Origin of the sequence: Collinsella sp. AF28-5AC (assembly GCF_003457875.1) — a bacterium.
GTDB lineage: Bacteria > Actinomycetota > Coriobacteriia > Coriobacteriales > Coriobacteriaceae > Collinsella.
Map to the genome: position 1 here is coordinate 1 of NZ_QRTA01000004.1, position 24,872 is coordinate 24,872.

General features: G+C 59.4%; 22 protein-coding genes and 1 pseudogene. 11 read left to right on the forward strand and 12 right to left on the reverse strand.

The window, feature by feature from the left end; translation table 11 throughout:
- Both DWZ01_RS04110 and DWZ01_RS04115 read right to left on the reverse strand, forming a co-directional pair.
- Nucleotides 1-449: pseudogene (locus DWZ01_RS04110) on the reverse strand (hypothetical protein); the annotation flags it as partial.
- Nucleotides 446-1,174 (reverse strand): lantibiotic protection ABC transporter ATP-binding protein, encoded by a 729-nt coding sequence (locus DWZ01_RS04115; protein ID WP_035136943.1) that lies wholly within the window; start codon nucleotides 1,172-1,174, stop codon nucleotides 446-448. The pseudogene DWZ01_RS04110 and the gene DWZ01_RS04115, both read right to left, overlap by 4 nt.
- A gap of 457 nt (nucleotides 1,175-1,631) precedes the next feature.
- Between DWZ01_RS04115 and DWZ01_RS04125 the strand changes: the two genes are divergently transcribed.
- Entirely contained in the window at nucleotides 1,632-2,081 is a 450-nt protein-coding gene (locus tag DWZ01_RS04125; RefSeq protein ID WP_117848167.1) for a hypothetical protein, read from the forward strand.
- Between the two features lie 208 nt (nucleotides 2,082-2,289).
- Here the strand turns inward: DWZ01_RS04125 and DWZ01_RS04130 are convergent, their stop codons facing one another.
- Both DWZ01_RS04130 and DWZ01_RS04135 read right to left on the reverse strand, forming a co-directional pair.
- Nucleotides 2,290-2,781, reverse strand: coding sequence for a YjdF family protein (locus DWZ01_RS04130; protein WP_199412385.1), 492 nt, complete (start codon nucleotides 2,779-2,781; stop codon nucleotides 2,290-2,292).
- Entirely contained in the window at nucleotides 2,717-3,178 is a 462-nt protein-coding gene (locus DWZ01_RS04135) for a PH domain-containing protein (RefSeq protein ID WP_117848169.1), read from the reverse strand. The genes DWZ01_RS04130 and DWZ01_RS04135 overlap by 65 nt, the downstream gene beginning before the upstream one ends.
- A 379-nt stretch (nucleotides 3,179-3,557) precedes the next feature.
- Here DWZ01_RS04135 and DWZ01_RS04140 point away from each other — a divergent pair, with 379 nt between their 5' ends.
- From DWZ01_RS04140 to DWZ01_RS04150, 3 genes are all read left to right on the forward strand, one after another.
- On the forward strand, nucleotides 3,558-3,800 hold the full coding sequence (locus tag DWZ01_RS04140; protein ID WP_117848171.1) for a hypothetical protein: 243 nt from the start codon (nucleotides 3,558-3,560) through the stop codon (nucleotides 3,798-3,800).
- Between the two features lie 308 nt (nucleotides 3,801-4,108).
- Nucleotides 4,109-4,444 carry an ATP-binding protein gene (locus tag DWZ01_RS10795; RefSeq protein WP_199412386.1) on the forward strand — a complete coding sequence of 112 codons (336 nt, stop codon included), beginning with the start codon at nucleotides 4,109-4,111 and terminating at the stop codon, nucleotides 4,442-4,444.
- 236 nt (nucleotides 4,445-4,680) lie between these two features.
- On the forward strand, nucleotides 4,681-5,211 hold the full coding sequence (locus DWZ01_RS04150; RefSeq protein ID WP_117848172.1) for a flavodoxin family protein: 531 nt from the start codon (nucleotides 4,681-4,683) through the stop codon (nucleotides 5,209-5,211).
- A gap of 108 nt (nucleotides 5,212-5,319) precedes the next feature.
- Here DWZ01_RS04150 and DWZ01_RS04155 read toward each other — a convergent pair whose 3' ends face one another.
- The 3 genes from DWZ01_RS04155 to DWZ01_RS04165 form a co-directional block, all read right to left on the reverse strand.
- Complete coding sequence (locus DWZ01_RS04155) at nucleotides 5,320-6,414, reverse strand: ATP-binding protein (RefSeq protein WP_117848174.1); 1,095 nt, start codon at nucleotides 6,412-6,414, stop codon at nucleotides 5,320-5,322.
- Between the two features lie 220 nt (nucleotides 6,415-6,634).
- Nucleotides 6,635-8,875: a DNA gyrase subunit A gene (locus DWZ01_RS04160; RefSeq protein WP_117848176.1), complete on the reverse strand. Its 2,241-nt coding sequence runs from the start codon at nucleotides 8,873-8,875 to the stop codon at nucleotides 6,635-6,637.
- A 45-nt stretch (nucleotides 8,876-8,920) separates the two neighbouring features.
- Nucleotides 8,921-10,918 (reverse strand): type IIA DNA topoisomerase subunit B, encoded by a 1,998-nt coding sequence (locus DWZ01_RS04165; protein WP_117848178.1) that lies wholly within the window; start codon nucleotides 10,916-10,918, stop codon nucleotides 8,921-8,923.
- Between the two features lie 368 nt (nucleotides 10,919-11,286).
- Here DWZ01_RS04165 and DWZ01_RS04170 point away from each other — a divergent pair, with 368 nt between their 5' ends.
- Complete coding sequence (locus DWZ01_RS04170) at nucleotides 11,287-12,303, forward strand: hypothetical protein (protein WP_117848179.1); 1,017 nt, start codon at nucleotides 11,287-11,289, stop codon at nucleotides 12,301-12,303.
- Between the two features lie 110 nt (nucleotides 12,304-12,413).
- On the opposite strand, the gene DWZ01_RS04175 is transcribed toward DWZ01_RS04170, so the two are convergent.
- Both DWZ01_RS04175 and DWZ01_RS10800 read right to left on the reverse strand, forming a co-directional pair.
- Nucleotides 12,414-16,781, reverse strand: a complete 4,368-nt coding sequence (locus DWZ01_RS04175) for a hypothetical protein (protein WP_117848181.1) — start codon at nucleotides 16,779-16,781, stop codon at nucleotides 12,414-12,416.
- Between the two features lie 156 nt (nucleotides 16,782-16,937).
- Nucleotides 16,938-17,942: a helix-turn-helix transcriptional regulator gene (locus tag DWZ01_RS10800; protein ID WP_199408144.1), complete on the reverse strand. Its 1,005-nt coding sequence runs from the start codon at nucleotides 17,940-17,942 to the stop codon at nucleotides 16,938-16,940.
- Between the two features lie 659 nt (nucleotides 17,943-18,601).
- Here DWZ01_RS10800 and DWZ01_RS04185 point away from each other — a divergent pair.
- The 4 genes from DWZ01_RS04185 (at nucleotide 18,602) to DWZ01_RS04200 (ending at nucleotide 20,899) form a co-directional block, all read left to right on the forward strand.
- Nucleotides 18,602-18,922, forward strand: coding sequence for a PadR family transcriptional regulator (locus tag DWZ01_RS04185; protein WP_022093836.1), 321 nt, complete (start codon nucleotides 18,602-18,604; stop codon nucleotides 18,920-18,922).
- Nucleotides 18,909-19,532, forward strand: a complete 624-nt coding sequence (locus DWZ01_RS04190; RefSeq protein ID WP_117848183.1) for a DUF1700 domain-containing protein — start codon at nucleotides 18,909-18,911, stop codon at nucleotides 19,530-19,532. The genes DWZ01_RS04185 and DWZ01_RS04190 overlap by 14 nt, the downstream gene beginning before the upstream one ends.
- 15 nt (nucleotides 19,533-19,547) lie before the next feature.
- Nucleotides 19,548-19,802 (forward strand): hypothetical protein, encoded by a 255-nt coding sequence (locus DWZ01_RS04195; RefSeq protein WP_117848184.1) that lies wholly within the window; start codon nucleotides 19,548-19,550, stop codon nucleotides 19,800-19,802.
- Between the two features lie 413 nt (nucleotides 19,803-20,215).
- The gene (locus DWZ01_RS04200; protein WP_117848186.1) at nucleotides 20,216-20,899 is read left to right on the forward strand and encodes a hypothetical protein; all 684 of its coding nucleotides are present in this window, start codon (nucleotides 20,216-20,218) and stop codon (nucleotides 20,897-20,899) included.
- Between the two features lie 529 nt (nucleotides 20,900-21,428).
- Here DWZ01_RS04200 and DWZ01_RS04210 read toward each other — a convergent pair.
- From DWZ01_RS04210 to DWZ01_RS04220, 3 genes are read right to left on the reverse strand one after another with little or no spacing between them, the layout of a single operon-like run.
- Nucleotides 21,429-21,896: an arginase family protein gene (locus DWZ01_RS04210; protein WP_199412387.1), complete on the reverse strand. Its 468-nt coding sequence runs from the start codon at nucleotides 21,894-21,896 to the stop codon at nucleotides 21,429-21,431.
- Between the two features lie 30 nt (nucleotides 21,897-21,926).
- The gene (locus DWZ01_RS04215) at nucleotides 21,927-23,066 is read right to left on the reverse strand and encodes an ATP-binding protein (RefSeq protein ID WP_117848189.1); all 1,140 of its coding nucleotides are present in this window, start codon (nucleotides 23,064-23,066) and stop codon (nucleotides 21,927-21,929) included.
- Nucleotides 23,063-23,737 carry a response regulator transcription factor gene (locus DWZ01_RS04220; protein WP_304485482.1) on the reverse strand — a complete coding sequence of 225 codons (675 nt, stop codon included), beginning with the start codon at nucleotides 23,735-23,737 and terminating at the stop codon, nucleotides 23,063-23,065. The genes DWZ01_RS04215 and DWZ01_RS04220 overlap by 4 nt, the downstream gene beginning before the upstream one ends.
- Before the next feature lie 90 nt (nucleotides 23,738-23,827).
- Here DWZ01_RS04220 and DWZ01_RS11050 point away from each other — a divergent pair, with 90 nt between their 5' ends.
- Both DWZ01_RS11050 and DWZ01_RS04230 read left to right on the forward strand, forming a co-directional pair.
- A complete protein-coding gene (locus tag DWZ01_RS11050) occupies nucleotides 23,828-23,974 on the forward strand; it encodes a CD1871A family CXXC motif-containing protein (protein ID WP_040219972.1) in 147 nt (48 codons plus the stop codon).
- Entirely contained in the window at nucleotides 23,967-24,869 is a 903-nt protein-coding gene (locus DWZ01_RS04230; protein ID WP_117848193.1) for a 4Fe-4S binding protein, read from the forward strand. The genes DWZ01_RS11050 and DWZ01_RS04230 overlap by 8 nt, the downstream gene beginning before the upstream one ends.
- The last annotated feature ends 3 nt before the right edge of the window (nucleotides 24,870-24,872 follow it).

The window sequence follows — 24,872 nt, forward strand, 5'->3', positions numbered from 1 at the left end:
ATCATCCACGCCGCGGTCACCGTGTTGGCGAGCGCGCAGAGGAGCATCGTGAGCGTGCCCGCGGCCGTGAGGCCCTGCGAGGAGAACGCCGAGCCCGCGAGGTAGATGCCGAAGACCACGAGGTTCGAGAGCGTGCAGAGCGCGAGGCACCAGAGCGCCTTGGCCCACCAGGCGCGCCTAAGCGGGAAGCCCAGGCCCAGAAGCCCCCGCATCCGCGTGCGCGCGTCCGCCCGCGCGACGCACGCCACCACGAGCGAGAGAGACACGGGCAGGAAGAGCGCGTACCAGTAGTTCCACGCGCTAAAGATCTGCACGCCCCGGTAGGGCATCGCGCCGAGCAGCGGCATCGGCAGCGCCATGAGCACGGCCAGGCGAACCGGTGCCGCGTGGCGCGACTTCAGGGCCTCGGCGCGCAGGCCCGCGAGCAGGCCGCCTTTCTCGCCCGTCATGCCGCCACCTCCCCGCGCGCTCGACGCCCCTCCCGGCAGACGCTCATGAAGAGTTCCTCGAGGTCCTGCCCGGGCCGAAGCGCATCCTCGTAGGCGAGGCGCCCCCCGTAGATGATGCCGATGGTGTCCGCCATCTGCTGCACCTCGGAGAGGATGTGGCTCGAGACGATCACCGTCGTACCCGCCGCCGCGAAGCCGCGGATCTGGTCGCGCAGCTCCTCGATGCCGATGGGGTCGAGGCCGTTGGTGGGCTCGTCGAGCACAAGCAGGCGTGGCCGGGCGATCAGCGCCAGCGCGAGCCCCAGGCGCTGCCGCATGCCCATCGAGAAGCGCCCGGCGCGCTTCTTCCCGGTGTCCGCGAGGTCCACGGCGGCGAGCACCTCATCTACGCGGCTCTCGGGAAGGCCCAGCAGCGTGGTGCGAACGCGCAGGTTCTCGCGCGCGGTGAGGTTGGGGTAGAGCGGCGCCTCCTCGATGAGGCTGCCGATTGCGTAGAGGTCCTCGCGGCGCCAGGCGTGCCCGGCAAAGAGGATCTCCCCGGCCGTCGGCCGCAGCATCCCGCAGATCATCTTGAGCGTTGTCGACTTGCCGGCGCCGTTGGGGCCGAGCAGCCCGTACACCTCGCCCTCGCGGATATGAAGGCTCACGTCGGCCACGGCGTCCTGCGCCTGGTCGCCGCGTCCGAAGCGCTTGGTGAGCCCGCGCGTCTCGAGCATGTAACCCATGGGTTCGTCCTTTCTCTTCCGGGCGCGCGGGCCGAGCCACCGTGCCCGCGCGCCTTGCCTTTCGGGTTCACCATCCATGGTGGGGCGCGTTTCTAACGAAGCTGTAACGGCCGTTGGGCTCTTTTGGCGCCAGCCCTTCTCGACCCGTACGCCACTCATGGTATGTTTATCGCGATAACAAGGACGGAGGTGCCCATGGCACGCAATAAGTACCCGGAGGAGACGGTCGAGAAGATCAGGGGTGACGGCCCATCGAGTGTTATTTTGCGAGCTAGGCGCATCGAAAGCGACCTTTCGTGGTATAAACTACTTGCCGGAAGCCGCGGCTTTCAGAGTACGGCTTACGTGTACGTTTAACCTCCGTGGGCGACGGGGTGCCGCAAGGCGTAGAATATCGCCCACCTGTAGGGGCCTGCAGCGATGCGGGCCCCGCTTCGTATGAAGGGGGGCGTAACCGATGAAGATCGTATCCATCTCCCAGGACTTCTTCGACCTCGTCGAGGGCGACCGCGAGCTCATGCTTAAGCACAATCGTCCTTGCATCGTGGTGGTGAGGCTGCGTTTCCGCGGGAAGCGCAGGGACTTCGCCGTGCCGCTGCGTTCCAACATCGCCCCTAACGTGCCCAAAGACCAGTACTTTGCGTTGCCGCCCCGCCCCACGACGCGCCCCGGCTGCCGCCACGGCATCCACTACATCAAGATGTTCCCCATAACCAAGGCCTACCAGCGCCGCTTCAGGACCGAGGGCTCGGCCTACTACGAGACGCTCCAGCGCATCATCGATGGCAACACTAAGCGCATTGTCTCCGAGTGCCAGGCATACCTCGACCGCTACGAGCGCGAGGGAAGGCCTCGCTTTGCCGTCGACATCGACCGCATCGTGGGGCTGCTGGAGGGCGAGAAGTAGGGCATCTCGGCTCAGTCTCGAGCCATGTGGAGTCGCTCCGCATTTTTGAACGCCGTGTGTGCGTCCCAAATACTTGAGAAACAAGCTGTGAAGTGCGGTGGCGCGCCCGTGCCCGTGCATAGCCGTCACCATCAGCGTCTACGCGGCGTCGGCTTCAAGTGGAACTGGCGCCGCTGCTGTATATGGTTTGCCTTGCTGCAAATAGCGATCAATGCCCGCGATGTTTCTGCTTGCGCTTCAACTTTCGCTGCTCGAAGCGCGTCTCCGCCTCATCCGCACGACGCTGACTTCTTGCTTGAGCCGACTCCCGCTTCATCGCTTCCCGCTGTGCCGCGAGCGCCTGTTGTGCCTTGGTGCTCACCGCGGGCCGTTTAAGGGCTTTCGCTGCCTCACGAGCGCGCCGCTTGGGGTTCTTCGCGGGCTTGCTTGTTTCAGTGGCCTTGTCGCCGAAGAACGAGAACTTTTCCCATTCGCTTGTAACGAATCGCAGAATCTCCTCATCGGACGGCTCCGCGCCGAAGACGATGCGGGCGACGCCATACCTTCCGCCCTCGACGTGCTCCGCCAGCCCGACCCAGAATTGACCGTCGTGATATGACGATGAGCAGCAAGTCGCTGATAGCCGCCCTGCGAAGCTAGTTGCCTTGTTCGCAGCCGGGCCGCAGGCCGCACCTACGCTCGAGCTCTGCCACGAGGGCATCGTTGTCGGTCACCGAGACGATGGCGTCGCCGTCGTAGGGCGCCTCGATATAGACGCGGTCGAGCGAGTTGGCCGTCCCCGCCCAGAGCGTCCTGGTGCGCCGGACGCCCCGCACGTGGGCGTAGGGTATCACCGAACGCATCCTAGCGTACACGACGACGAGGCGGTCGCCGTAGAGCTCGAGACGGTTGCTGCGGACGGGAAGGGCGGCCAGGGCCACGAGGGCCGGGACGGGCAGCAGCGCGAACCAGCCCCATAGGAGCGCGGGACTCGAGCTCAGGAAACACGCGATACACGCCGCGGATAAACCGCCCGCCACAATCACCATGGCCGCTATGAACCACGGGTCTGTCCTGCCGGGGAACACCCGCTCCGGCCGCTCGTCCTTCTCACCCATTACGGCCTCCCTCCCGACGCCCTCCCTAGCGGAGCGTGGGGCCGGAGAGTGCCTTGAACCCGTCGCCGACCATCTCGCCCCCCGTTCCGTGGGCCTTCTGTAGTGGTGTGTACCCCCGACTGTTCGACGGATGTCGTACGATTGAACGTTTTTCGAACTTTTTTAAGATGGGTGCGGCAGGATCGAGCAGATTGTTCGCGCGAGAGGCTCCCCGCCGCCGCGCCCGGTCTCGGGTTCGATGCATCGACATCCGTCTCAGGTGGTGTCTCCGCTGCGCGACATTGCAGGGGGCAAAGCCGAGATGCCATGGTGCGCGCCGAGGCTTTGCCCGCGGGGCGAAGATTCTAGGGGTCCGACGTGGCCTGGAGGGGAGACGGACATGCAAGCGCTTATGACTGAGGAGCTGGCCGAGTGCCTGCCGCCGCTGTACGCGACCGAGGGAGGGGCACTCGCCCTCGACCTCACAAACCCGGAAGGCGAGGACCACCTTGACCTCTGGTGCTCGCTTACCATCAACCTTTCGGGTGACCCCTTCGCCTCCACGTGGCGCATTCACACTTGTGCCCGGCATCATGGACATGGGCGTCGCCAAGTCGGCCGACGGGGCGCAAGCCCCTGTTGACTCAACGTTCGACGAGATAAACCGCATGTTCTCAAAGCTCGGCTTTATCGATTACAATTCACGCCTCGCGCAAGGGCCGTTCTACTCCCCAAACCTAATCTGCCTGTCGCACGCATCGAGGCGACGGGGCGGCGCCTTCTCGCGTGAGTCAATTCCTGTTTTACTGGTGCGGATCCCAACATGCCCTTATGCATGGTGCCCTGCCGCTTTCGAAACTTCAAAACCATTCGATTTTCGAAACTGAGTGGGAATAAGTTATCGGTACGCTTTTTTATAAAATGTAAAAAAGCACCCCCATAACTGATGAAATGGACGCTGAGAAAAAAGGGGGCGCATCTTGCGTATATACCGACGTGAAGATCTACCTCTATCTTGCATCGCGCGGGTATGAGCTTTCTGTGGGCCGTATTGGGAAGCTCGAGTGTGACTTCATCGCTCGTAGGCGCAATGCTTACGCCTACATCCAGGTCTCTATGTCGATTGCCGACAGAGGCGTCGAGGAGCGCGAGTACAGGCCGTTCGGCCACATCAGGGATGGTTATCCGCGCTACTTGTTCACGCTTGATCCTCTATTGCAGGAGAGGGATGGCATCAGGCACCTTAACATGGCGTCGTTTATGCAAGATGGCGGTGATCTTATTTGAGCGGCGGCCAGATTCCTTTGCTCCCTAGTGCGCAAACAGCGCGGGTATCAAATGAGGACCATTGCCTCACGTAGAATCGATAGATTGAAAACTTGTTTTGATGTTGACAGGCTTTTGGCCAGTGGCTCCTATTGTCGAGTGGGAGTAGCTGAAACGAGGCGATTGAATAACTCCGTACGTTTTGGTTAAAACAAAAAATATGCCGCGCGCCTGCGGCATGAGGGAGGGAGATTTCTATGAATATCGTTGTATTGAGCGGCAGTCCGCGTAAGGGCGCCAATACCGACACCATGGTTGAGGCGTTTGCCGAGACCGCGCGCGAGGCCGGCCATACGGTCGAGGTCATCCGCGTTGCCGGCAAAAAGATCGCTGGTTGCTTGGGGTGCCAGTATTGCTTCGCCCATGAGGGCACTTGCGTGCAGAAGGATGACATGGCCGACGTGATCGAGCCGCTGAAAGGCGCCGACATGGTTGTCTTCGCTTCGCCTATCTACTGGTTTGATATCACTGCGCAGGAGAAGGCCGCCATCGACCGCCTGTACGCCTTCGGTGCTACGGGCTTCCCGTTCACCAAGACGGCCCTTTTGCTCGATAGCCACAGCGAGGGCGTCTATGATGCGGCGATCGCTATGTACAAGTCAGCCTGCGCGTACTGCAAGTGGGAGGACCAGGGCATTGTCACCATCAGCGGTATGACCGAGCGCGACAGCATGGCATCGTCGCCCAAGTTGAAAGAGGTGCGAGAGCTCGCTCGCAAGCTGGCCTAAGGACAAGAAGAGCGCATGGCAATCAGCGCTAGCGGAAATGCGTGCTGCCCTTACCATAAGGATTGCTGATCGCCATGCGTCGATGCCCTTGCGGACAATTCCGGTATGCTAAAACGCCTTCTCGTTCAAGAATTCCCTGAACGCGGGGATGTCAAAGCCAACGAGACCACGCCCGCGCTCTCCGATGACGCCGTCCTTCAGGAGGCGGCGTTTGTATTGGCTTGCGTAGTTGCTGGCGACGCCCATGCGTTTGGCTATCTCCGAGACTCTGCTGGGGCCAGAATCGGGCAGCATCGCGAGCAAAAACTCAATGTCTTTATCGGAAAGCTCTCGATATGTTGTTTCGAGAATTCGATCGCGCAGCTCCATGCGTGCGAGCAGGGAACCTTGCTGGACATCAGGTGCGCTGATTTTGGGCGAGTTCTCCGAAACATCCCATGTGCGATATCCGACGAGCTGCATCATGTAGGGGAATCCGTCGACGGCCTTCACGGCATCCTCGAGTGCTTCTGGCGTGATTGAGCGGCCTCCTGCTTCAATGGTTTTGCGGAATGCGTTTGCAATTTCAACGTCAGTGATTCGTCCCAGCTGATGGTACTGGGAGCGCCTGAGGAACGAGACGGAATCGTTACGCAGCAACGCCGATACTTTGTAGGGCAGTCCTGCCATGAGTAGGGCAACTTTTTTACCTTCGCGTACAAAGTGCTGGTAAACAGAGGCAAATTGAAGCATTTCTTCGAGATCGACTGTGACTTCATCGATGGTGATGAGAAGTCCGATGTCATGTTTTTCGAGTTGCTTAAAGATGCCATTCATACGTGTGCGCCAGTTGCCCTGGGCCTCTTGAGCATACGTCCAATCGATGCCCACTGGACCAATTTGAACGCCGTTTATTCGCGCGTGAGGCTGTGAGAGATAGCTATCTGCGGCTTCTTTGGTTCGCTCGATAATATCTTCGAGCATGCCTGGCATGGCGGAGACATTTGCTGCGATCCAGTCGTGTTCAAGCGCCGTTTCTGAAAGGAGCGAGAGAAGCGCCGTCTTGCCCGTTCCCCTTGCGCCAGTAAAAATGGTCGACAGGTTGGGATCTCCCGGGCCATTGATAAAGCCACGGTTTATGTCGCGCAGGATATGCTCGCGACCCGCTAGAAAGGGAGGGATGCTTCCAAATGTTGGGGTAAAGGGGTTCTTGCTGTACTCCATGGTAACTCCTTTGCAAGTTTTGCTAATTTTTGCAACTTTTGCTAAATTTTGCAAGTTTTGCTAATGGCTTAACATGCCTTGTGCCGTGGGATTGCAGGAGTGAAAAACGGGGAGTTCTATTATTCCGACTACGTTGCAGCGAGCGGGGCCCGGAGCGCGATGTTTCTGCGCTCCGGGCCCCGCTGCTTTGCAAAACCATGACGGTTTGGCCACCGTTGTTTTAGTCAAACAGACTCGGCATGTCGTTTTCCTTCATAAGGGCACCGGCGGAGGGGAGGCTCTGCGTGGTGAACTTCTCGGCAGAGACGCCGGCGCCGAGGATCTCCTCGGTCGTGCCGACGGTGGTGACCGAGCGACCCTTCTTGGCGGTAAAGGCCTGGACGCCCTGCGTGTTGGTGGTCGTCTTGGTCTTGAGCAGCGACGTGTTGAAGTTCATCAAACGATAGTCGCTCGAGACCAGCGCGATGTCGCGATCTTCCTTGAGCACCTGTGCATACAGCAGCTTGCTGCCACCGTAGATGGCGTTCTTGAGGCGCTTGCGGTTGGTCTTGGTGACGTATCCAGAAAGCGCGACGCGCACCACGCGGCCGTTCTCAAAGACGAACAGCACGTCGGCCTTGTAGTCCTCGGGGTCGATGACCCAGATCACGCTCTCGTCGGGTTCCATCTCAAGATCGGTCGGCAGGTATGAGCCCAGCTGGGCCGACTTGGTGTCCTCAAACGCCGCAACCTTGCACTTGTACACCTGGCTCTTGTTGGTAAACACGAGCAGCTCGTGGGTGTTGGAGGACGGGAACTCGATAAAGGGTTTATCGCCGTCCTTGTACTTGAGCGTGGTCGCCTTCTTGAGCACGCGGTCCGTCATCTTCTTAAGGTAGCCATCGCGCGAGAGCATGATGGTGACCGGGTACTCCTCGACCTCGGGCTCCAGGCTCACCTCGATGACCTCATGGGGCTCAATTCTGCCCGTGCGGCGTGGCATCACATACTTCTTGTTGACCGCGGCCAGCTCGTCGCTGATGACCTTCTTGATGTTCTCCTCGCTGGAGAGGATCTCCTCAAGCTCGGCAATCTCGCCCTCAAGCTTGGCAATGTCCTTGGTGCGGTTGAGGATGTACTCCTCGTTGATATTGCGGAGCTTGAGCTCGGCAACAAACTCGGCCTGGGTCTCGTCGATGTCGAAACCTTTCATAAGGTTGGGCACGACCTCAGCCTCGAGCTTAGTGCCGCGGATGATGGCGATGGCCTTGTCGATATCGAGCAGAATTGCCTCAAGGCCGTGCAACAGGTGCAGGCGCTCGGACTTTTTGCCCAGGTCAAAGTTAATGCGGCGGCGCGTGGACCCAATACGCCACTTGACCCACTCGTGCAGAATCTGGCGCACGCCCATAACGCGGGGATAGCCGTCGACCAGCACGTTAAAGTTACACGAGAACGAATCCTGCAGCGTGGTCGAGCGATAGAGCTTGGCCATGAGCTTGTCGGGGTCGACACCGCGCTTAAGGTCGATGGCGATGCGCAGGCCCGAGAGGTCGGTTTCATCGCGGATGTCGGCGATCTCCTTGACCTTGCCCTCCTTGGAGAGCTTGACGATGCGCTCGATGATGACATCGGTCTTGGTGGTGTAGGGAATCTCGTAGACCTCGATGATGCGCTCTTCGGGAATCCAGCGCCAGCGGGAGCGGATTTGGAAGCTGCCAAGGCCGGTCTCGATAATCTTTTCCATCTCCTCGCGGCGGTAGATGATCTCGCCGCCGGTCGAGAAGTCGGGCATGGGCATGTACTCGAGCAGGTCGCAATCGGGATCCTTGAGGTAGTGCATCGTTGCGGTACAGACCTCGTTGAGGTTGAAGCCGCAGATGTCGGACGCCATGGCGACGCCGATGCCCTTGTTGGCCGAGACGAGGATATTGGGGAACGTGGTGGGCAGCAGGCGCGGCTCCTTCATGGCGCCGTCGTAGCTGTCGACGAAGTCGACCGGGTCCTTGTCGATGTCCTTGAAGATCTCGGCGCTGATAGGGGAGAGCTTGGCTTCGGTGTAACGCGAGGCGGCGTAGCTCAGGTCGCCCGAATAGTACTTGCCAAAGTTGCCCTTCGACTCCACGAAGGGGGCAAGCAGTGCTTCGTTGCCCGTCGCCAGACGCACCATCGTCTCGTAGATCGCGGCATCGCCGTGCGGGTTGAGCTTCATGGTTTGGCCCACGATGTTGGCGCTCTTCTGGCGCTCGCCCTTGAGCAGACCCATCTTATACATGGTGTAGAGCAGCTTGCGGTGCGAGGGCTTAAAGCCGTCGATCTCGGGGAATGCACGCGAGACGTTGACGCTCATGGCGTAGGGCATGTAGTTGACCTCGAGCGTCTGCGTTATCGGCTGATCGGTGACCTCGGAGTGCAGGCCGATGACGTTCTCGGCGTTGACCTGCTTTTTCTTTGGCTGGGTTTTCGTCTTCTTCTTTGCCACGATTTCCTCTTGAACTTCTTATGGGCCGTCGTTATCGATTTGCTGCTATTGCAGGTCCAGCTGGTCCAGATATTCCTTGCCGTGCTCGGAGATATGGCGCTTGCGGCCCGCCTCGTCGTTGCCCAACAACAGGTTGAACATGGTTTCCATCTTGGTGACGTCCTCGGGCTCCACCTTAATCAGGCGACGCGTCTCGGGGTTCATGGTGGTGAGCCACATCATGTCCGGGTCGTTCTCACCAAGACCCTTGGAGCGGTTGATGGAGCACTTTTGGTCGCCGATTTCTTTGAGGATGCCGTTCTTCTCGAGCTCAGTGTAGGCAAAGTAGGTCTTTTCCTTGCAGTTGATCTCGTAGAGCGGCGACTCGGCGATATACACGTAGCCCTCGTCGATAAGCGTGGGCACCAGGCGGTAGAGCATGGTGAGCACGAGCGTGCGGATGTGGTAACCGTCGACGTCGGCGTCCGTACAGATGATGACCTTGTTCCAGTTGAGGTTGTCCAGGTCGAAGGCGCCGAGATTCTTGATGCGCTTGTCTTTGATTTCCACGCCGCAGCCCAGCACGCGCATGAGGTCCATGATGATGTCGGACTTAAAGATGCGCGGGTAGTCCTCCTTCAGGCAGTTGAGGATCTTACCGCGGACGGGCATAACGCCCTGGAACTCGGCATCGCGCGAGGTGCGAATGGCGCCTGCTGCCGAGTCGCCCTCTACGATGTAGATCTCGCGGCGGCTCTTGTCCTTGGAGCGGCAGTCGATGAACTTCTGCACGCGGTTGGCCATGTCGGTCTTCTGCTGCAGGTTGGTCTTGATGCTCTGGCGCGTCTTTTCGGCGTTCTCACGCGAGCGCTTGTTGATGAGCACCTGCTCCATAATCTTATTGGCGGCGTCCTTGTTCTCGATCAAGTAGGTCGAGAGGCGCTCCTTAAAGAAGGCCGTCATGGCCTGCTGGATAAAGCGGTTATTGATGGCCTTCTTAGTCTGGTTCTCGTAGGACGTCTGGGTGGAGAAGCAGTTGGTCACTAGCACTAGGCAGTCCTGGACGTCTTGCCACTTAATGCCGCTCTCGTTTTTGTTGTATTTGCCCTGTTGCTTAATGTAGGCATCGATGGCGCTGGTCAGAGCGCTGCGGGCCGCCTTCTCGGGCGAACCGCCGTTCTCGAGCCACGATGAGTTGTGATAGTACTCCTGCATCATGAAGGTGCGCGAGAAGCACATGCACGCGGTGATCTTGACGTTGTAGTCGGGCAGGTCCTCGCGGTCGCGACCGCGACGGTCGGCCTCGATAAAGAAGGGCTCGGTGAGGTAGTCGGTACCGACCTTCTCGAGCACGTAGTCCTCGATGCCCTTGGGATAGCAAAAGTCCTCTTCGGTAAACTCGCCATCGTCACCCTCAATACGCAGGCGGAAGGTCACGTTGGCGTTGACCACGGCCTGGCGGCGCATGGTCTCGCGATACCAATCGTGGGGGATGCTGATGGAGGTAAAGACCTCAAGATCGGGGCGCCATTTGATGGTGGTGCCGGTACGGTCCTCGTCGCTGGGCTCAATCTCGAGTGCCTTCTTTTTGGCGCCAACGACCTTGCCCTTCTTAAAGTGCAGGGAGTACTTGTTGCCGTCGCGCCAAACCGTGACGTCCATGTATTCGGAGGCGTACTGGGTCGCGCACGAGCCCAGGCCGTTGGTACCGAGCGAGAAGTCGTAGTCGCCGCCCTGGTTGTTGTTGTATTTGCCACCTGCGTAGAGCTCGCAAAAGACGAGTTCCCAGTTAAAGCGCTTCTCGGAGGGGTTCCAGTCGAGCGGGCAGCCGCGGCCGTTGTCCTCTACCTGAATGGAACCATCGCGAAAGGCGGTAAGGGTGATGAGCTTGCCGTAGCCCTGGCGCGCCTCGTCAACGGCGTTGGACAGGATCTCGAAGGCAGCATGCGCGCAGCCGTCGAGTCCGTCCGAGCCAAAGATGACGGCGGGGCGCAGGCGTACGCGCTCCTCGTCCTTGAGCTGGCGGATACTGTCGTTACCATAGTTTGCGGTGTTTTTTGCCATACTCGCTCTCTCGGTGCTCCTTTGCTGCGTTTAAGTCATATAGATAGTCAAGGTAGCATAGCCCAGCCCTTGGGCGATTCCACCCAACACGAAATCCATCGAACAATCGTTCGGATTAACGGGTAAAACGTGTCGTGCGGATTGTTGTTCCGAATCGAACATTGGGACAAGCGTCTCGTTTTATGGGCCACGGGCGTGCGTGTGCGAGTCCCTTTGGCCCATAAGGAACGCTGGCGGGTCGTTATTTGGGCCGTGGGTCACTTCGCCGGCGTCGTGTTTCGTCATACGCTCATAGTGGAAGCCGATGCCACGGGGTCGACTTGGGACTCGGGCAACGGATGAGCTGCAAGCCGAAAGGAGCGGTGAGGATGATGAAGCCCATGACGAAGAAGCTGCTGTTAGGAATTCCCACCGTGACGCTTTCGGCCGTGCTGGCATGTACGGCGGCCGGCTGCGGCGGTAATGCGCCGAGTGGCTCGGGCGGGAGCGCACCTGTGCAGGAGAAGGCCGAGAAGCCCAAGGCCTATGAGTCGCAGACGGTCGAGGTGGCAGGCATTACCTATGAATCGGTGGCTCACGGTACGTTCTATCGCGGTGATGCCAAGAAGCAGGACGGCTTTTACCTGCACATCAAGATTACCAACAACAACACAAAGAACAGGACGTTCAGTTCCTTTAACGTGCATGCTGCCCAGGGCGATCTTGAGGCAGGCGACCCGTTGTTTACTTCCGGCAAGGCGGCCGTGCTCGACTACGTTGCAAGCGAGGCTCCCGATGAGCTTCACGAGGGCATCGATCTTTCCAAGAGGCCAGATATCGGCCCGGGCGAGACCGTTGAGTACGTGTATTTCTGGGCCCCCAAGACGGCGTACTACGGGCCCATCACTGTCGAGTTCGTAGACGCTTACGCCCCCGCCAAGAATCATGAGGCCATGCATTTTGACACCACGGGATGCGAGACCAAGGAGTTCAAGGCGGCCGGCGGCGTGGCCGATTCTGGTGACGCGGCCAATATGACCGGCATCGCTTGCGCATCGTACAGTATCGAGGCCGCCGATGGGTACACGCTGGATTCGTCCAACGAAGAGCACGAAAAGGCAAACTTCTTCCACGACGAGACTGGAGGACGCCTGAACATCAGCATCTTCCCGCGCTCGCCGGAGGAGGAAGTTGCAAGCCTGGAGCAGATCTATGAAGGCAAGGAAACGACAACCGACCAGGTCGAGTACAACGGCATAACGTGGCTGCGCTTTACCGGTCCCGACAACGGCCATACGCTATTTGCGACGGCTCCCGCGACGGGCGAGACCGTCCGCGTGTCGATTGGCTGGAAGATCGACTGGGATGCCGCCGTGCCCATGATGGAGGCACTGAAGCTCAAGTAACGCCGCGATTCTTACGTCAGGCGACTCAGGGCTGGCTCCGAGTTATCGGGGCCAGCCCCTTTTGGTGTTCGATGAGCCGAGTCGGCGTCTCACACAAAAGTAACTAGGAGCTAGCGAGGCCTATCCGAATTGACCTCATTGGCGGTGTCTTTTTCGAGCGCCGTGCGGCGGGCGCTGTAGGCGACGAGGCCGGCTCCTGCCGCGGCGAGTGCTGCAGCGGCTGCCGTAAGGGGAGCGTTGACATCGCCCGTGCCCGCAAGTGCGCCCGCTTTTCCGGAGCGCTTGTTATTGCCGTGGTCCTTGCCACTGCCGGAGCTGCTTCCGCCACCGGAACTGCTTCCGCCGGAGCCACCTCCACTCGTGTCACCATCGCCGTCCGCCGTCATCGGGGCGTCGTGAAGTCCTATCGTATCCGCGCTGTCGCATACGCCGACCTGAACCTCCGAGCGTTCGCATGCCGCGTCGGGCACATGGAGCTCGTGCAGTACGGCACCCAGTGTCGAGTTTGCGCCCGGTCGAATTTCCTCGAGCGTTACGGGATCGAGCGCCACCAGATTCCGCGCCTTCGCATACAGCGTTACGCGTTTGCCCACTTCGTCGCTCCAGCTCTCGGGGATGGCGAAGCTCATGCGGAACTGTGCCGTGCAACCCGGTGCCAGCACGGCGTTGCCGTTGTCGGCTACCAGCGGGTGCGTTGCAAAACGTGTGCCCAACGTCTCGAGCGCGTATTTCACGCGTGCCATGTCGTTGGCCGAAGCGTCCTCGGCAAGCTCTGGGTCGTAGATCGAAGCCATGCGTGCGTTCGCTCTGAATCCGATGGATGCGCTGGAGAACGGCTGGCTGGAGCCCTCTCGGTACAGATCGATCGTGCCGGCGGTCAGCAAGGTGTTGCCGTCGTTTCGCACCGTGACCATGAAGGATTCGCCTGCTGCTCCGGGCACCACCGCGCCCGAGGTAGCGACCGCGCCCGTCGGAGTGGCACACGCCACCAAGGGCACTTCGATGCCGTGCAGCTCTGCCTCGCTCTTCTCCGCGCTCACAATGTGCGTGGCGAGCGCGGAGAGCATGCCCCCCGACGTCAAAAATGTCGTTATCTGATCGACGGGATGGTTCAGCTCGCACATCACGAACGGCTCCGTGAACAGATCGCCTGCCAAGGTGCTGGCGAAGATGCGGAAGTGTTTGCCCATCACTGCTACAGGGTTGCCTTTTTCGTCGTAGGTTTGTCCCACCTTGCCATCGGTGTTCTCTACATAGAGCACGCACCTGCCGTTGTTGCTTACGCTAAACGATGCCGGGCTACAGCCTGCGGCACCCACGGGCTGCGTTGAAAATGCCGATGCGCCTCGCGTCCAAGTAATATGCTGCAGTTGCTCGTTGACGGTAGCCAAAAAGCCCGAATGTTGTGGCCACGGCACCGCACGGGGTACCGTGGCGTCTGGTGACATAACGCCCCAGCCTGCAATGGACTGGCCGATCACGGCGTACGATGCGCAGCCACAACCGCCTGCAGTCTCGTATGCAACGGGCACCACCATTTTGCCGTTGATATTCTCGGGCTCGCCCAACTCGATACTCGACGGTGCCTGCGGAAAGCGAAGAACTTGGCGGAACGTGAGGCTGTCGCCCAAATCATCCGACCACAGGGTAAAGCATTCCAGCGCAACCTCGGCCTCGCTGCCGAGCGCCTTTTCTGCGGTGGTTCCGCGGCGGTGGAGGTAGGCACCCGACAGGCGTCCGTCGACCAGCGTCTTGCCTACCGTGATGCGCGGGCACTGCAGGCAATGGTAGCCATCCTCCTGAAGGCGGCCGCGCGAGATGCTGCGCCACGACGTGTGCGATATCACGCTAACTCCGTCGTTGCTTATGCGCAGGCGTACGACGGACAGTATGCCGGCTGTGCTTGCCGTATCGAAAAGGGTGTTGTCGCCGGCGGGGCGCTCGCCCGAGACCAGCAGCACGTAGGCGTCCTGGTTTCCTCTTCCGTCCGTATATTCCACCACGTCGAAGTCGTAATCGAATATGCCGTCGCGCTCCACGTCGCCCTCGCCAAACCCAAGGGGAAAGTCCACGGGCGTGGGAGCGGACCACGTGCCGTTTGCCTTTGTGTGCACCACCAGGCGCGAGCGGCCATTGTCGCCGTAGCGCACCGAGGCGATACGGAACAGGCATTCTACGCCGGCAATCATTGCCAGCTTCATGTGAGCTTCGCTGAGCACGCCAGTAAACAGCACGTTGTCGTTCGAGGGCTTGATACCGCCACGCTCGTCTTCCGACACGCCGGCAGAATTGGCGTTGGGGTCCGCAGCGGCGTCCTTCGCCTGCCCGATATGGGTGTACGCATACATCGGCGCGGCGTTTTCGTCGTTCTCTACCAGTGCATGGACGAAATGCTCGATCTGTCCCGTGTCGTCGCTTTCTGAATCCGCCTCGAGCTCAATGCGCGTGACCGCTTGATCCCAATCGCGCACGACAGGCGCGGCGTTTACGGCAGTGGCCTTAACCTCGGCGCGTGCGAGCAGCTCGGCGTTGGTGACGATGGTGGCCGATGCGATAAACTGCGGCACACCACCTGCCTCGGCGTTGCCGGCCGAGCCGAAGCAGGCATCCAACGTATAAGGCGTATTTCCACCCAATGCCAGCTCAGAGCGCTGGAGTACATACTGGTCGCCATTGTTCACCGACATATTCCACGAATCGATGAGTGTGGGCCACGACCCCGACCAAGCCTTGGTAGTCCACTTGAACATTACGAACTGGAGTATCACATCGACATCGACGTCTGCACCTACGCGCAGCCGCGGAAGCTGGTGTCCATCTGCCTTCTCGTACCCAATGAACAGTGTGAGGGATGCGGCGCCACGCACAGCGGACGAAGCGACGCCTGCAATGCCGGCTCCAAAGGTGACGGCAAGTCCGATCTGGATGGTGAACGAGCCCGACGTGTTGGAATAGTCGAGCGAAATGTTCTTGAAAAACGCCGCGCCGCTGCCGTGCGTGTGGGCGCCCACGGCGAGCGCCAGTTTTGCCAGCACCCAGGGGTTGACGTTTAGGAAAAACGGCACCGGTCCCAAGGTGAACTGTTCGGTCCAGTTGAGGTCGGTTCTTACCTGGAAGAGGGCCTTAATATTGCCGTATGTGGGGTCGTTGTTGTTGCCCCAGGTTTTGCCCGCCCAATCGTAGGCGAGCGAGCCGTACAGCTGTGTGGCGATATCCATCGTGAACAGCGGCGTGCAATGGTGGCGAAGGAGCTTAGTGTTTCTTGGATCGGTGCCCGAACCGGCACTCATGCTCTTGTACTGATTCCACTTCCCCTCCATCTCGTCGAGGTAGCGGTTTGCCTGCTTGGCACCCGACTCGCGCGGTGATTTCTTCCAGTACTCTGGATCTGGATTGCCCGAATCGTTCATATAGCTGGCTGGTTTGTATCCTCCGCCAAACAGCACGTATCCAGCAAACGAGAAATCGAAGAGGATCGGAAATGTGGGTATCCAGCACGTGAACTTATTGCCGCCGATGCCGGGAAACGCCGCGGGGAAATCAAACGGAGTGATCTCTTGGTCCATGGTGGTGGGAATGATGGTGGTCGAGCCCGATTCCGCCTTTGCGGCCGGCGCGGTGACAACGGCCATGGGGGAGGAGAGTGTATAGGTTTTGCCTTGATAGTCGAGGACAAAGCGCAGTTTGCACCCTTCTTCCAGAAGGCCCGATGCCGCGTCGAGAAACGTGTCTTCGAGCGTGAACGTCGCCAGATTATCCGCGCCCGATGCGCTAGCCTTGATCTGACCGATCTGCGTGACGGTTTCGGGTGAGCTGCCCGCGGCAGGCGTCACTTTGTTGATGCGCACCGTTGCCTGTCCGCCCTGTGGCAGATGTGCCTGAACGGTAAAGGCGTGCGTATCGGGTTGGTCGTTTGCTGCTTCGTCCGCTGGCATTGCCATAAACGTGGCTTCAGCGTACTGGATGTCCCATTCGTCGAATGTGAGCTGGCGAAAGTACGGCTCGCCGTCGGAAAGCGGACGCGTGGGCGCGGTTATGGCGGTGCCGCCCTGGATGCGCGCAAGGGGAATCTCGACATCACGGTAGCCCGCCATGCTAATGGAGATGCCGCCGTTAAAGTCGTACGCGTCAAGGAGCGTTACCTCGTCCACGTAGCCTTCCGAAAGCGGCGCGACCTCAAAGATGGCCGTGCCCTCGTCATCGGTCGTGGCGGTGAGCTGCTTGCCCGCGGCATAACGCGACGCGAGCGTGACCTGGGCACCTGCGATGGGCGTATTCTTATTGGCGACGTCGACCACGACCACACCAAACATGGTGCGCGAGAGAACGAGCACCCTGAAGGGATCTTTTTCGTCGGCATAGGCTGCGGTGGGCGCGAACGGCAATATGAAGGCGTTTGCGCTTCCCGGCACGCGCGGCAACATAATGCTCGCCAGCGAGGACGCTCCGGCAACAAGTAACGAACGGCGATCAAGCATCTTTGGCTCCCATCCCGCAAACATCGGAGGAAATAATCCAATTTTGCGAGAAGGTGCCCCGTGGCGGTAGTGCCGTTCGATGGCCAAAATGTCCAATTTGAGCGCGCGAAAGCGCCAGGCCCCGGAGCGCGTTCGATGCGCTTGGCAGCCCGGTCGCTAACGCAACATATGCGCGACCAGTTCGGCGCGTGTGCCGATGCCAAGCTTTGCGTATACGCCGGATAGTCGGTTTTTGACGGTGCCCGGCGACACACCCATATGACGAGCGATTTCGGCATTGGTCCACCCGCGGCAGGCGAGCATGGCCATGGTGAACTCCGTGGTCGTTAGATCGTCGGCCACATCCTCGCCCGAATCGGGGTTGTGGATGCGCCGCCAGCCGTAGCTGAAGCGGTACGTGATCTCGATGATGCGCGCGAAGTCGTCAGGGTATTGCGTTTTTAGGCATGCCTCGATAAGCCCCTGCAAAAGGCCGTGGTGCTCGCCGATGAGCTCGATAAGGCCGTCGGGGCGCGCAATGTCCCAAGCGGCTCCGAAGTGCGTTTTTGCGGCGTCGATGTCCTTGAGGCTCATGCATGCCATGGAAGCTGCCAGGTGCAGGAACAGTTCCGAGATCGGATAACTTCCCTGTTTCATGATCAGGGCGTTTTCCGCCATGCCCAGACTGCGGCCATATTCGCCGCGCAGATACAAGGCGTGCGCCATCACGTAGCTGGCGAACAGGCGCAGGCCTTCGGGCAGATGCGCCGCAAGCGGATAAAACTCTTCGGCGGAATACGGGGAAGGCAAGTGCAGCAGGACGCTCGCGGCCGAGGCGAACAGGATATGCGTGGCGTGGACGGCGGGTGATTCCTCGTCAGTTGGCGTATCGAGGATGCCCGCAAGGCAACGGCGGGCATCGGCGATACGGTTGAGCGACAGACTGGCATATCCGCAGATAAAGCATGCGGAATAGCGCAGTGCGGGGTCGGTGGCGTCAAGATGGGGGCGTGCTGTCTCGGCGGCGAGGGTGGCCTGTCCGCGAAAGTACAGCGCTTCTGCCGTGGCAATGGCGCGCGAATCGGGGTCGGAAATGCCTGCAACCGCAGCGTCAATCTGCCCCGGCACAAAGGCGGTACACATCAACGGCATGGGAACGCATGGGTAGCCATCGCAGTCCATCTTCCATCTCCCATCAGGTGGCAACATTAGCAGCAATTGTACTCCTGTTGCTCGGGACTGGAATTTGTGGGTATCGCCTACGATTATGCCGAACGTATAAAGGAAGAGTCTATTGGCGATGCTCCCAAGGTGGCTGTCGAAGCCTAGCTGACCTTGGCATTCGGAAAAATTGCCACCCCTGCAAAAAGCTCTGTCGCAGCGATGGGAAACGCATCTTCTGGGCATTCCGGCGTCTCCAGCCAGCGCTGGACTGCTGCTGTTGCCTGTGCGTTGGCGAGCGAGGCGTGGCGGCCGTCCGGCGACCAGCGGTGACGGGCGAGCCCTGCCGCGTACGTGGGCCTCCATCGGCGTAGACCTATGACCCCCCCCTGACATCGGAGAAGTCCACCATGGCGTCCAGGACTTTACCGTCCGGCACGTCCAGCCTAGCGGCTCTCTTGAACCCAAGGTTGAAAGGGGGCGTTGTGCAAGGCGAATGGGGCCGAGTGGAAGTGGATCAAAAGAGCGTTACTTGACGTTTCATGCATAATGCCAACCGCCCCGCGACATCACGTTCACAGCGCGCAGGGGCCGGAGAATCTTCGCGATGAGAGTTGACGTCTAATACCTTGCATCGTATAGTGTGTATAGCACAGTATATGACGAGAGGAGGTGTGCGGATGGAGGCACAGATGAAGCGCGGCTTCCTGGAGGCCTGCGTGCTCGCGGCCGTCTCCGGCGAGGAGTCCTACGGCTACCAGATCGTGAAGGACGTACCGGCGAGCATGGGGCTCACGGAGTCGACGCTCTACCCGCTGCTCAAGCGCCTGGAGAAGGCCGGGTGCATCACGGCGCGCTCCGCCGAGCACAACGGGCGGCTGCGCCGGTACTACCGCATCACGGACGACGGGCGAGCGCGCATCGAGGAGTTCCTGGCCGAGTGGCCGTCCGTACGGGAGATTTACGCATACGTTGAGGAGGCGCACCATGACGCGCGATGAGTTTCTGGGCCGGTTGGGCGAGCTGCTCGCCTGCCTGCCGGCCGAGCAGGTGGAGGAGACCAAGGCGTTCTATGCGGAGGCCATCGCCGACCGCATGGAGGACGGTATGAGCGAGGAGGAGGCCGTGGCCGCCATGGGCACGCCCGGCGAGGTGGCGGAGGCCACGCTCGACGACCTGCCCGCCGTGCCGCGCGCGATCGCGAGGACGCGCCGGCGCAGCACCGCGCTGCTGTGGGTGCTGGCCATCGTGGGCTCCCCGGTGTGGGTGCCGCTGCTCGCCGCCTTCGCCGCCGTGGCCGTCACGGTCTATATCTGCATCTGGGTGCTGGCGCTCTGCGTGTGGATCGTCGCGGTGGCACTCGGGGGCGTGGGCGTAGTTGGGCTCCTGCTTGCCGTAAGCGGCGTCATCATCGGCCACTTCCCGTACGCCCTCGCCTCGGCGGGCGTGGGGCTCGGCCTCGTCGGCGTGGCGCTCTTCGTTGGTGCTGGCGCTTGGGCAGCCTCAAAACAAATTGCGCGCCTCTCGGCGCTCTGGGCGAGGAAGGCCGCCTCGCCCTTCTGGAAGGGTAAGGGCGAGAAGGGCGGCGCTGCCGCGCATCTCGCGGCGTAGAAAGGAGTGAGTACCATGACCAGTGCGAAGAAGATCTACCTCGCCGTGGCGGGCGGGCTCGTTGCCGCGGGTGTTGTCCTCGCGGGCATTGGCTTTATCGCTTCGGGTTTCGACCCGGCCGTGTTCACAACCCATATAGACACACGCGACAGCACCATCGTGCTCGGCGGCGTCGAGGTGGACGACCCGATGGGCCTCCCCCTCATCGAGCAGCTCGCCAATCTGGGCGAGATCGACACCTCCGGCGTCGCGGATCCCGCCGCGCCCTAGGCGCAGCGAGCCCGGACGCTCTGCCCGCCAAGCTGCGTAAGCCGGCGAAACCCGAACCTCAACCTCTACGCAACTGGCCCCAAGCCTGCGCCGATTCGCTCTCAGCGCCGCGCGGGGGCCCGTGACGCATGCCCAAAAAGGTACGAGGAGAAAGGAACGCGATGACGACAACCACGCCCTTCCGCCTTCACGGGGCCACGCAGGACCGGAAGCGACTGGGCCGTGCGGTGGGGCTGTGCTTGGATTGGCTACACTGATATGGACAGTTCCGTGAGGGGTGCGAGAGGCGGGACTCTGGGGAGATCTTCGAGGAGGAGTGTCTCGACTGGAAGCGTGGGTTCAGTGGAGCAGGAACCTAATCTCTGTCTCTCTTGCTTTTTTGATTTGTTGAGAAGCCGGCATTTGGGGGCATTTTGGATAGCGAACAGTTCAAACAAGAAGCTGAGAAAATAGAACAAAGCCTGAGTGCCTTGAGAGTCGCCGAGCGCAATGCAGTGATTCCCTTCATGAACGGCGACTTTACCCAATGGGATCTATATCTGGCATCCTCCTCTGAGTATGCGATGAGACTGATAGACGGATTCATCTCCATGCTCGAGTCGAGGAATCTTGTTTGCGTCGCCCAGCTTCTCCGCGCACAGGTTGGAGTCTGCCTGCGGACATTCGCATTATTCGCCGCCGAAGACCAGGATGACTTTCTCAAGCAGGTGTTTCAAGGTGTGCCTGTGAACAAGCTGAAAGATTTCTCGGGTGAGAAGATGTCCGATGGAAGACTTCAAGACTTACTCGAGAAGTTCGATCCAAAGGTAAAAGATGTATACAAGGTGACGTCTGGATTCGTCCACTTCTCCATTGATATTCTGCCGAGCATGGGTGTGCCTGGGGAGGGCTATGAGGTCGAGTTTAATTTTGGAGCCGAGCCCAACGAGAGAAACAATGCGCCTCTCGTGGAATGCGGCAAGGCGTTCTGCCACTATGTCGACCTGCATCTCCAGATGCTCCATAAGGTGATTGCTTCGGATGAATGGTATGCCGATCGATTCCGTATCGATTCCGATGGTCCTGCAGACGAGGCCTCGAAAAGCGAGAAGGTGTAGGTCGAACGCATTGACGCTGCCTTGACAGCATCCCGATATGATAACGAATGGGAGGTTCCCTGCGAAATGTGCGCCTCTGTATATTCTCGCTAGGACGCCCTCGACCGATAAGGCATCGTTGAGTTCAATTTGAGTTCAGCTCGGGTGCCTGAAAATCGCCCAACTCTGATAAAAGGGGAGACGACGGTACACCACGTAGACGAGAGGCTATGGAAGTGCACGATTTGATTATATTGGCGCGCTAAACCGCCCCGCTGCCCAACTTGAACTCCGCTCACGCGTGTATGGGGCTGCGAGAGGTAACGGCCTGCGGCCTCCTTTGTGTGCTCGATGATATCTTCGAGCATGCCGGGCATGGCGGAGACATTCGCTGCAATCCAGCCGTGTTCAAGCGCCGTTTCGGATAGGAGCGAGAGGGGGCTGTCTTGCCCGTTTCCCTTGCACCCGTAAAGATGGTTGACAGTTTGGGGTCTCCCGGGTCTTTAGCTTTTACCGTGCTAGATGCCTCATGGAAACTGTTGGACTTTAATCAGACAGACCCAGCATGTCGTTTTCCTCCATGAGGACATCGGCTAAAACCGCAACACCTATGCTTGTTTAAGCAAACCTCCTGATAGTCGTGGAGCTGCTGTAGCCCGACATGCAGGAGATCGCTCGGCTTAAACACCGGATGCCGCATCCGCGAAACGAGTTGCGGTGCACCCTGTTCCAAAAGGCTGCCAAGTACCATGGCGTGAGCGTTGGGGTAGCCATCATTCAGCGTGGATACATCCGGATGCGCATAGATCCAGACGATTCCAACGTTCTCGTATTTCCCGTGCAGGTAATCGAAGAGGGCAAGCGACACCATACAGTTGCCGCCGACGGTCACGACTCTGTCGGGGTTTTCTGCCGCAAGCTTCCTCTGCGCATCCTGAATCCCCGCCAGGACTTCGTCCTCGGCATAGATGCGAACTGTCTCCCATTTCTCATGTCCAAGTTTTGGGACGCGTTTCACAATGTCGAGTGGGATTCCTGGACAGTCGGATCACGTGGTGGCCCCCTTTGAGAGGGTCACGAGCATCACGGTCCCGTTCTCGGAACTTGTTTCGACCTCTACCGTGCCACCGTGAAGCGCTGCAATCTCCCAAACGAGCGCTAGTCCGAGTCCTGCGCCGCCGTATGCCCTGCTGCGGGATGTGTCTAGACGAAAGAACGGCTGGAAGATGCTCTCTCGGTACTGCCTGGGTATTCCCGGGCCCTGGTCCTCGACTCGCAGGAACACGTGGCTGTCGTTGTCGCAGATGGAGACGTTGACAGTCGAGTCGGGGCGGCTGTAACGGATGGCGTTTTCGACCAGGTTAAACACCAGCCGATAGAGGAGCGTGTCGCTCCCGATTACTAAAGCGTCTCCAGCACAATTGAGGGCTATGCCCTTATTTTCGGCAAGTGGCGCAAGGTCGGTGAGGACCTCTTCGGACAAGGGGCCAAGTTCAACATCGTCCTCGCAAGGAACGCTGCGGAGCTCACTCATCTCGAGCAATACCTTGGCCATTCGAGACATGCGCTCGGTTTGTTCTTGTAGCAGGCCGAGCAGCTCGGCTGTTTCGGGTTGCAAATCGGAGCGCTCGGAGATGAATAGCTCAATCTGTGCTTGCATAAGGGCGAGCGGGGTGCGCAGCTCGTGTGCGGCGTTGCCGGTAAACTGACGCTGTGCAGAGAACCCTTCGCCAAGACGGGCGATCATGTCGTTGAAAGAGGCACTGCATCGTTGTAGCTCGGTGGGCGCATCTTCACTGAGTCTGATTTCGCTTAGGTTGTCAGGCTGCACGCGCTCTACCTGGGCGGTAAAATCCCGTAGCGGTTTGAGTGCACGCCCGCTCGCAAAGTATGCCAGCGCGCCGCCAAGGAGTGTGACTCCAGCCGTGATGCACCAGGCTGTCGTGCCAAAAGATTCCTGTGCATCGTTTACGACGATCGTGACCTCGTCATCGAGGGCTGCTTTTGTTGGGTCAAACACCTGGGGCGAATCTTCGCCGGTTGCGTTAAAGGCCGAGATGTTACTGCCGATGGCATCCATGTAGCGCATGCCCGTATAACCGACCAGGCAGTTCGTCAGCACGCACGCTGTGCACGTGAGCAGCGCCGTCATAATCGTTATGCGCCATTGCAGCGAAAGTCTTTTCATTCGCTATCCTCCATAACGTAGCCCTCTCCAATCCGATTGCGAATCGGGTCGTATCCCAAAGCGCTGCGCAACTTTTTTCGGAGCGACGAGATATGAACGCGGGTTGCGTTGCTAAAGCTGTTCACGCTGCAATCCCAAACGTGCTCGATAAGCTCCTCTTGGCTTACCGGTCGCCCCTGATTAAGCATCAGGTATTCCAAGATTCCCGTTTCCTTGCGCGTAAGAGATAAAGCCTCGCTGTCCACAGAAGCGATGCGCGCCTTGGTGTCAAAGCTGAGCTTTCCGCAGGTTAAAACTATGTCGCTTTGTGTAAAGCGTCTTAGGGTAAGGCTGCGAATCCTTGCCGCAAGTTCGTCCAGATGAAACGGCTTGGTAAGGTAATCGTTGGCGCCGGCATCGAGTCCGGCGACTTTATCGGATACTTCGCCACGCGCGGACAGAATCAGCACCTTGGTCTCGCAGTCGGTTTTCCTAAGTTCCCTGAGCACGGTCATGCCATCGATACGGGGAAGGTTGAGGTCGAGTACCACGAGGTCAAAGACTTCGACGCCCAGCAGGTCGAGCGCCTTCTGTCCGTCGTGGCAGCAGTCGACGCTGTACGCCAAGTTTCGCAAGCTGCGCGCGATTGCATCGCACAGTGCTCGCTCGTCTTCGACGATCAAAATACGCATAACAGTCTCCTTGCACATTCCAAATCGCGCTTAACACGGATTTTATAGTCGATATGGTCCAATGGTCGCGTAACGAAAGGAGTGGTTGGGTTGTTTAAAGCGGTAAAACCCGTGGTACAGGTCGCTTTGTTGATCGTCGGAATTGCCATGGTGTGCTTTGGCGTTATGCGTGGCGAGGCGGATGCCGTGCTGGCCAAAGCGATTAGGCTGTGCTTGGAGTGTATCGGAATTGGATAAAAGAAAAAACACCGTTTCGCATGTTTTGGCCAGATTTCGCGGATTCATTCAGGCGGCGGCAACGCTCATCACCAACATTCACCTGCCAAACTTTGCCAAAGGAAGCATCTATCAGGGCGCGGGAAAAACAGTCTGCGTACCCGGGCTTAACTGCTATTCGTGCCCCGCGGCATCGGGTGCGTGCCCCATCGGGTCGTTCCAGTCGGTGGTAGGTTCATCTAAGTTTAACTTCTCCTACTACGTTACCGGTACGCTCATTTTGCTCGGCGTGCTGCTGGGACGCTTTGTATGCGGCTTTCTGTGCCCGTTTGGCTGGCTGCAGGAGCTGCTTCATAAGATTCCCGGCAAAAAGCTTTCGACAAAAAAGCTCAAGGCGCTTACGTATATCAAATACTTCGTGCTGCTGTTTGCTGTGGTATTGCTGCCTGTGCTGGTGGTCAACGACCTGGGGATGGGAGATCCGTTCTTTTGCAAATACATCTGTCCGCAGGGCGTGCTCGAGGGCGCCATTCCGCTGGCCATTGCCAATACCGGCATTCGATCTGCGTTGGGACATCTCTTTACTTGGAAACTTGCCGTTCTCATTGCCGTGGTAGTGCTGAGCGTTTTGTTCTACCGCCCCTTCTGCAAATGGATTTGCCCGCTCGGCGCATTCTATGCGCTCATGAATAAGGTATCCCTGCTAGGGATTCGGGTCGATGCATGCAAATGCGTCTCGTGCGGCAAGTGTTCAAGGGTTTGTCAGATGGACGTTGATGTGGTCCGCGCGCCCAATCATGCCGAATGTATCCGGTGCGGAAAGTGCATCGGGGCCTGTCCTGTCGATGCCATCAGCTATCGCTATGGCCTGGATGTGTCGGCGGAAAAGCTTCCCTTGACCGCCGATAAAAAGTAAACA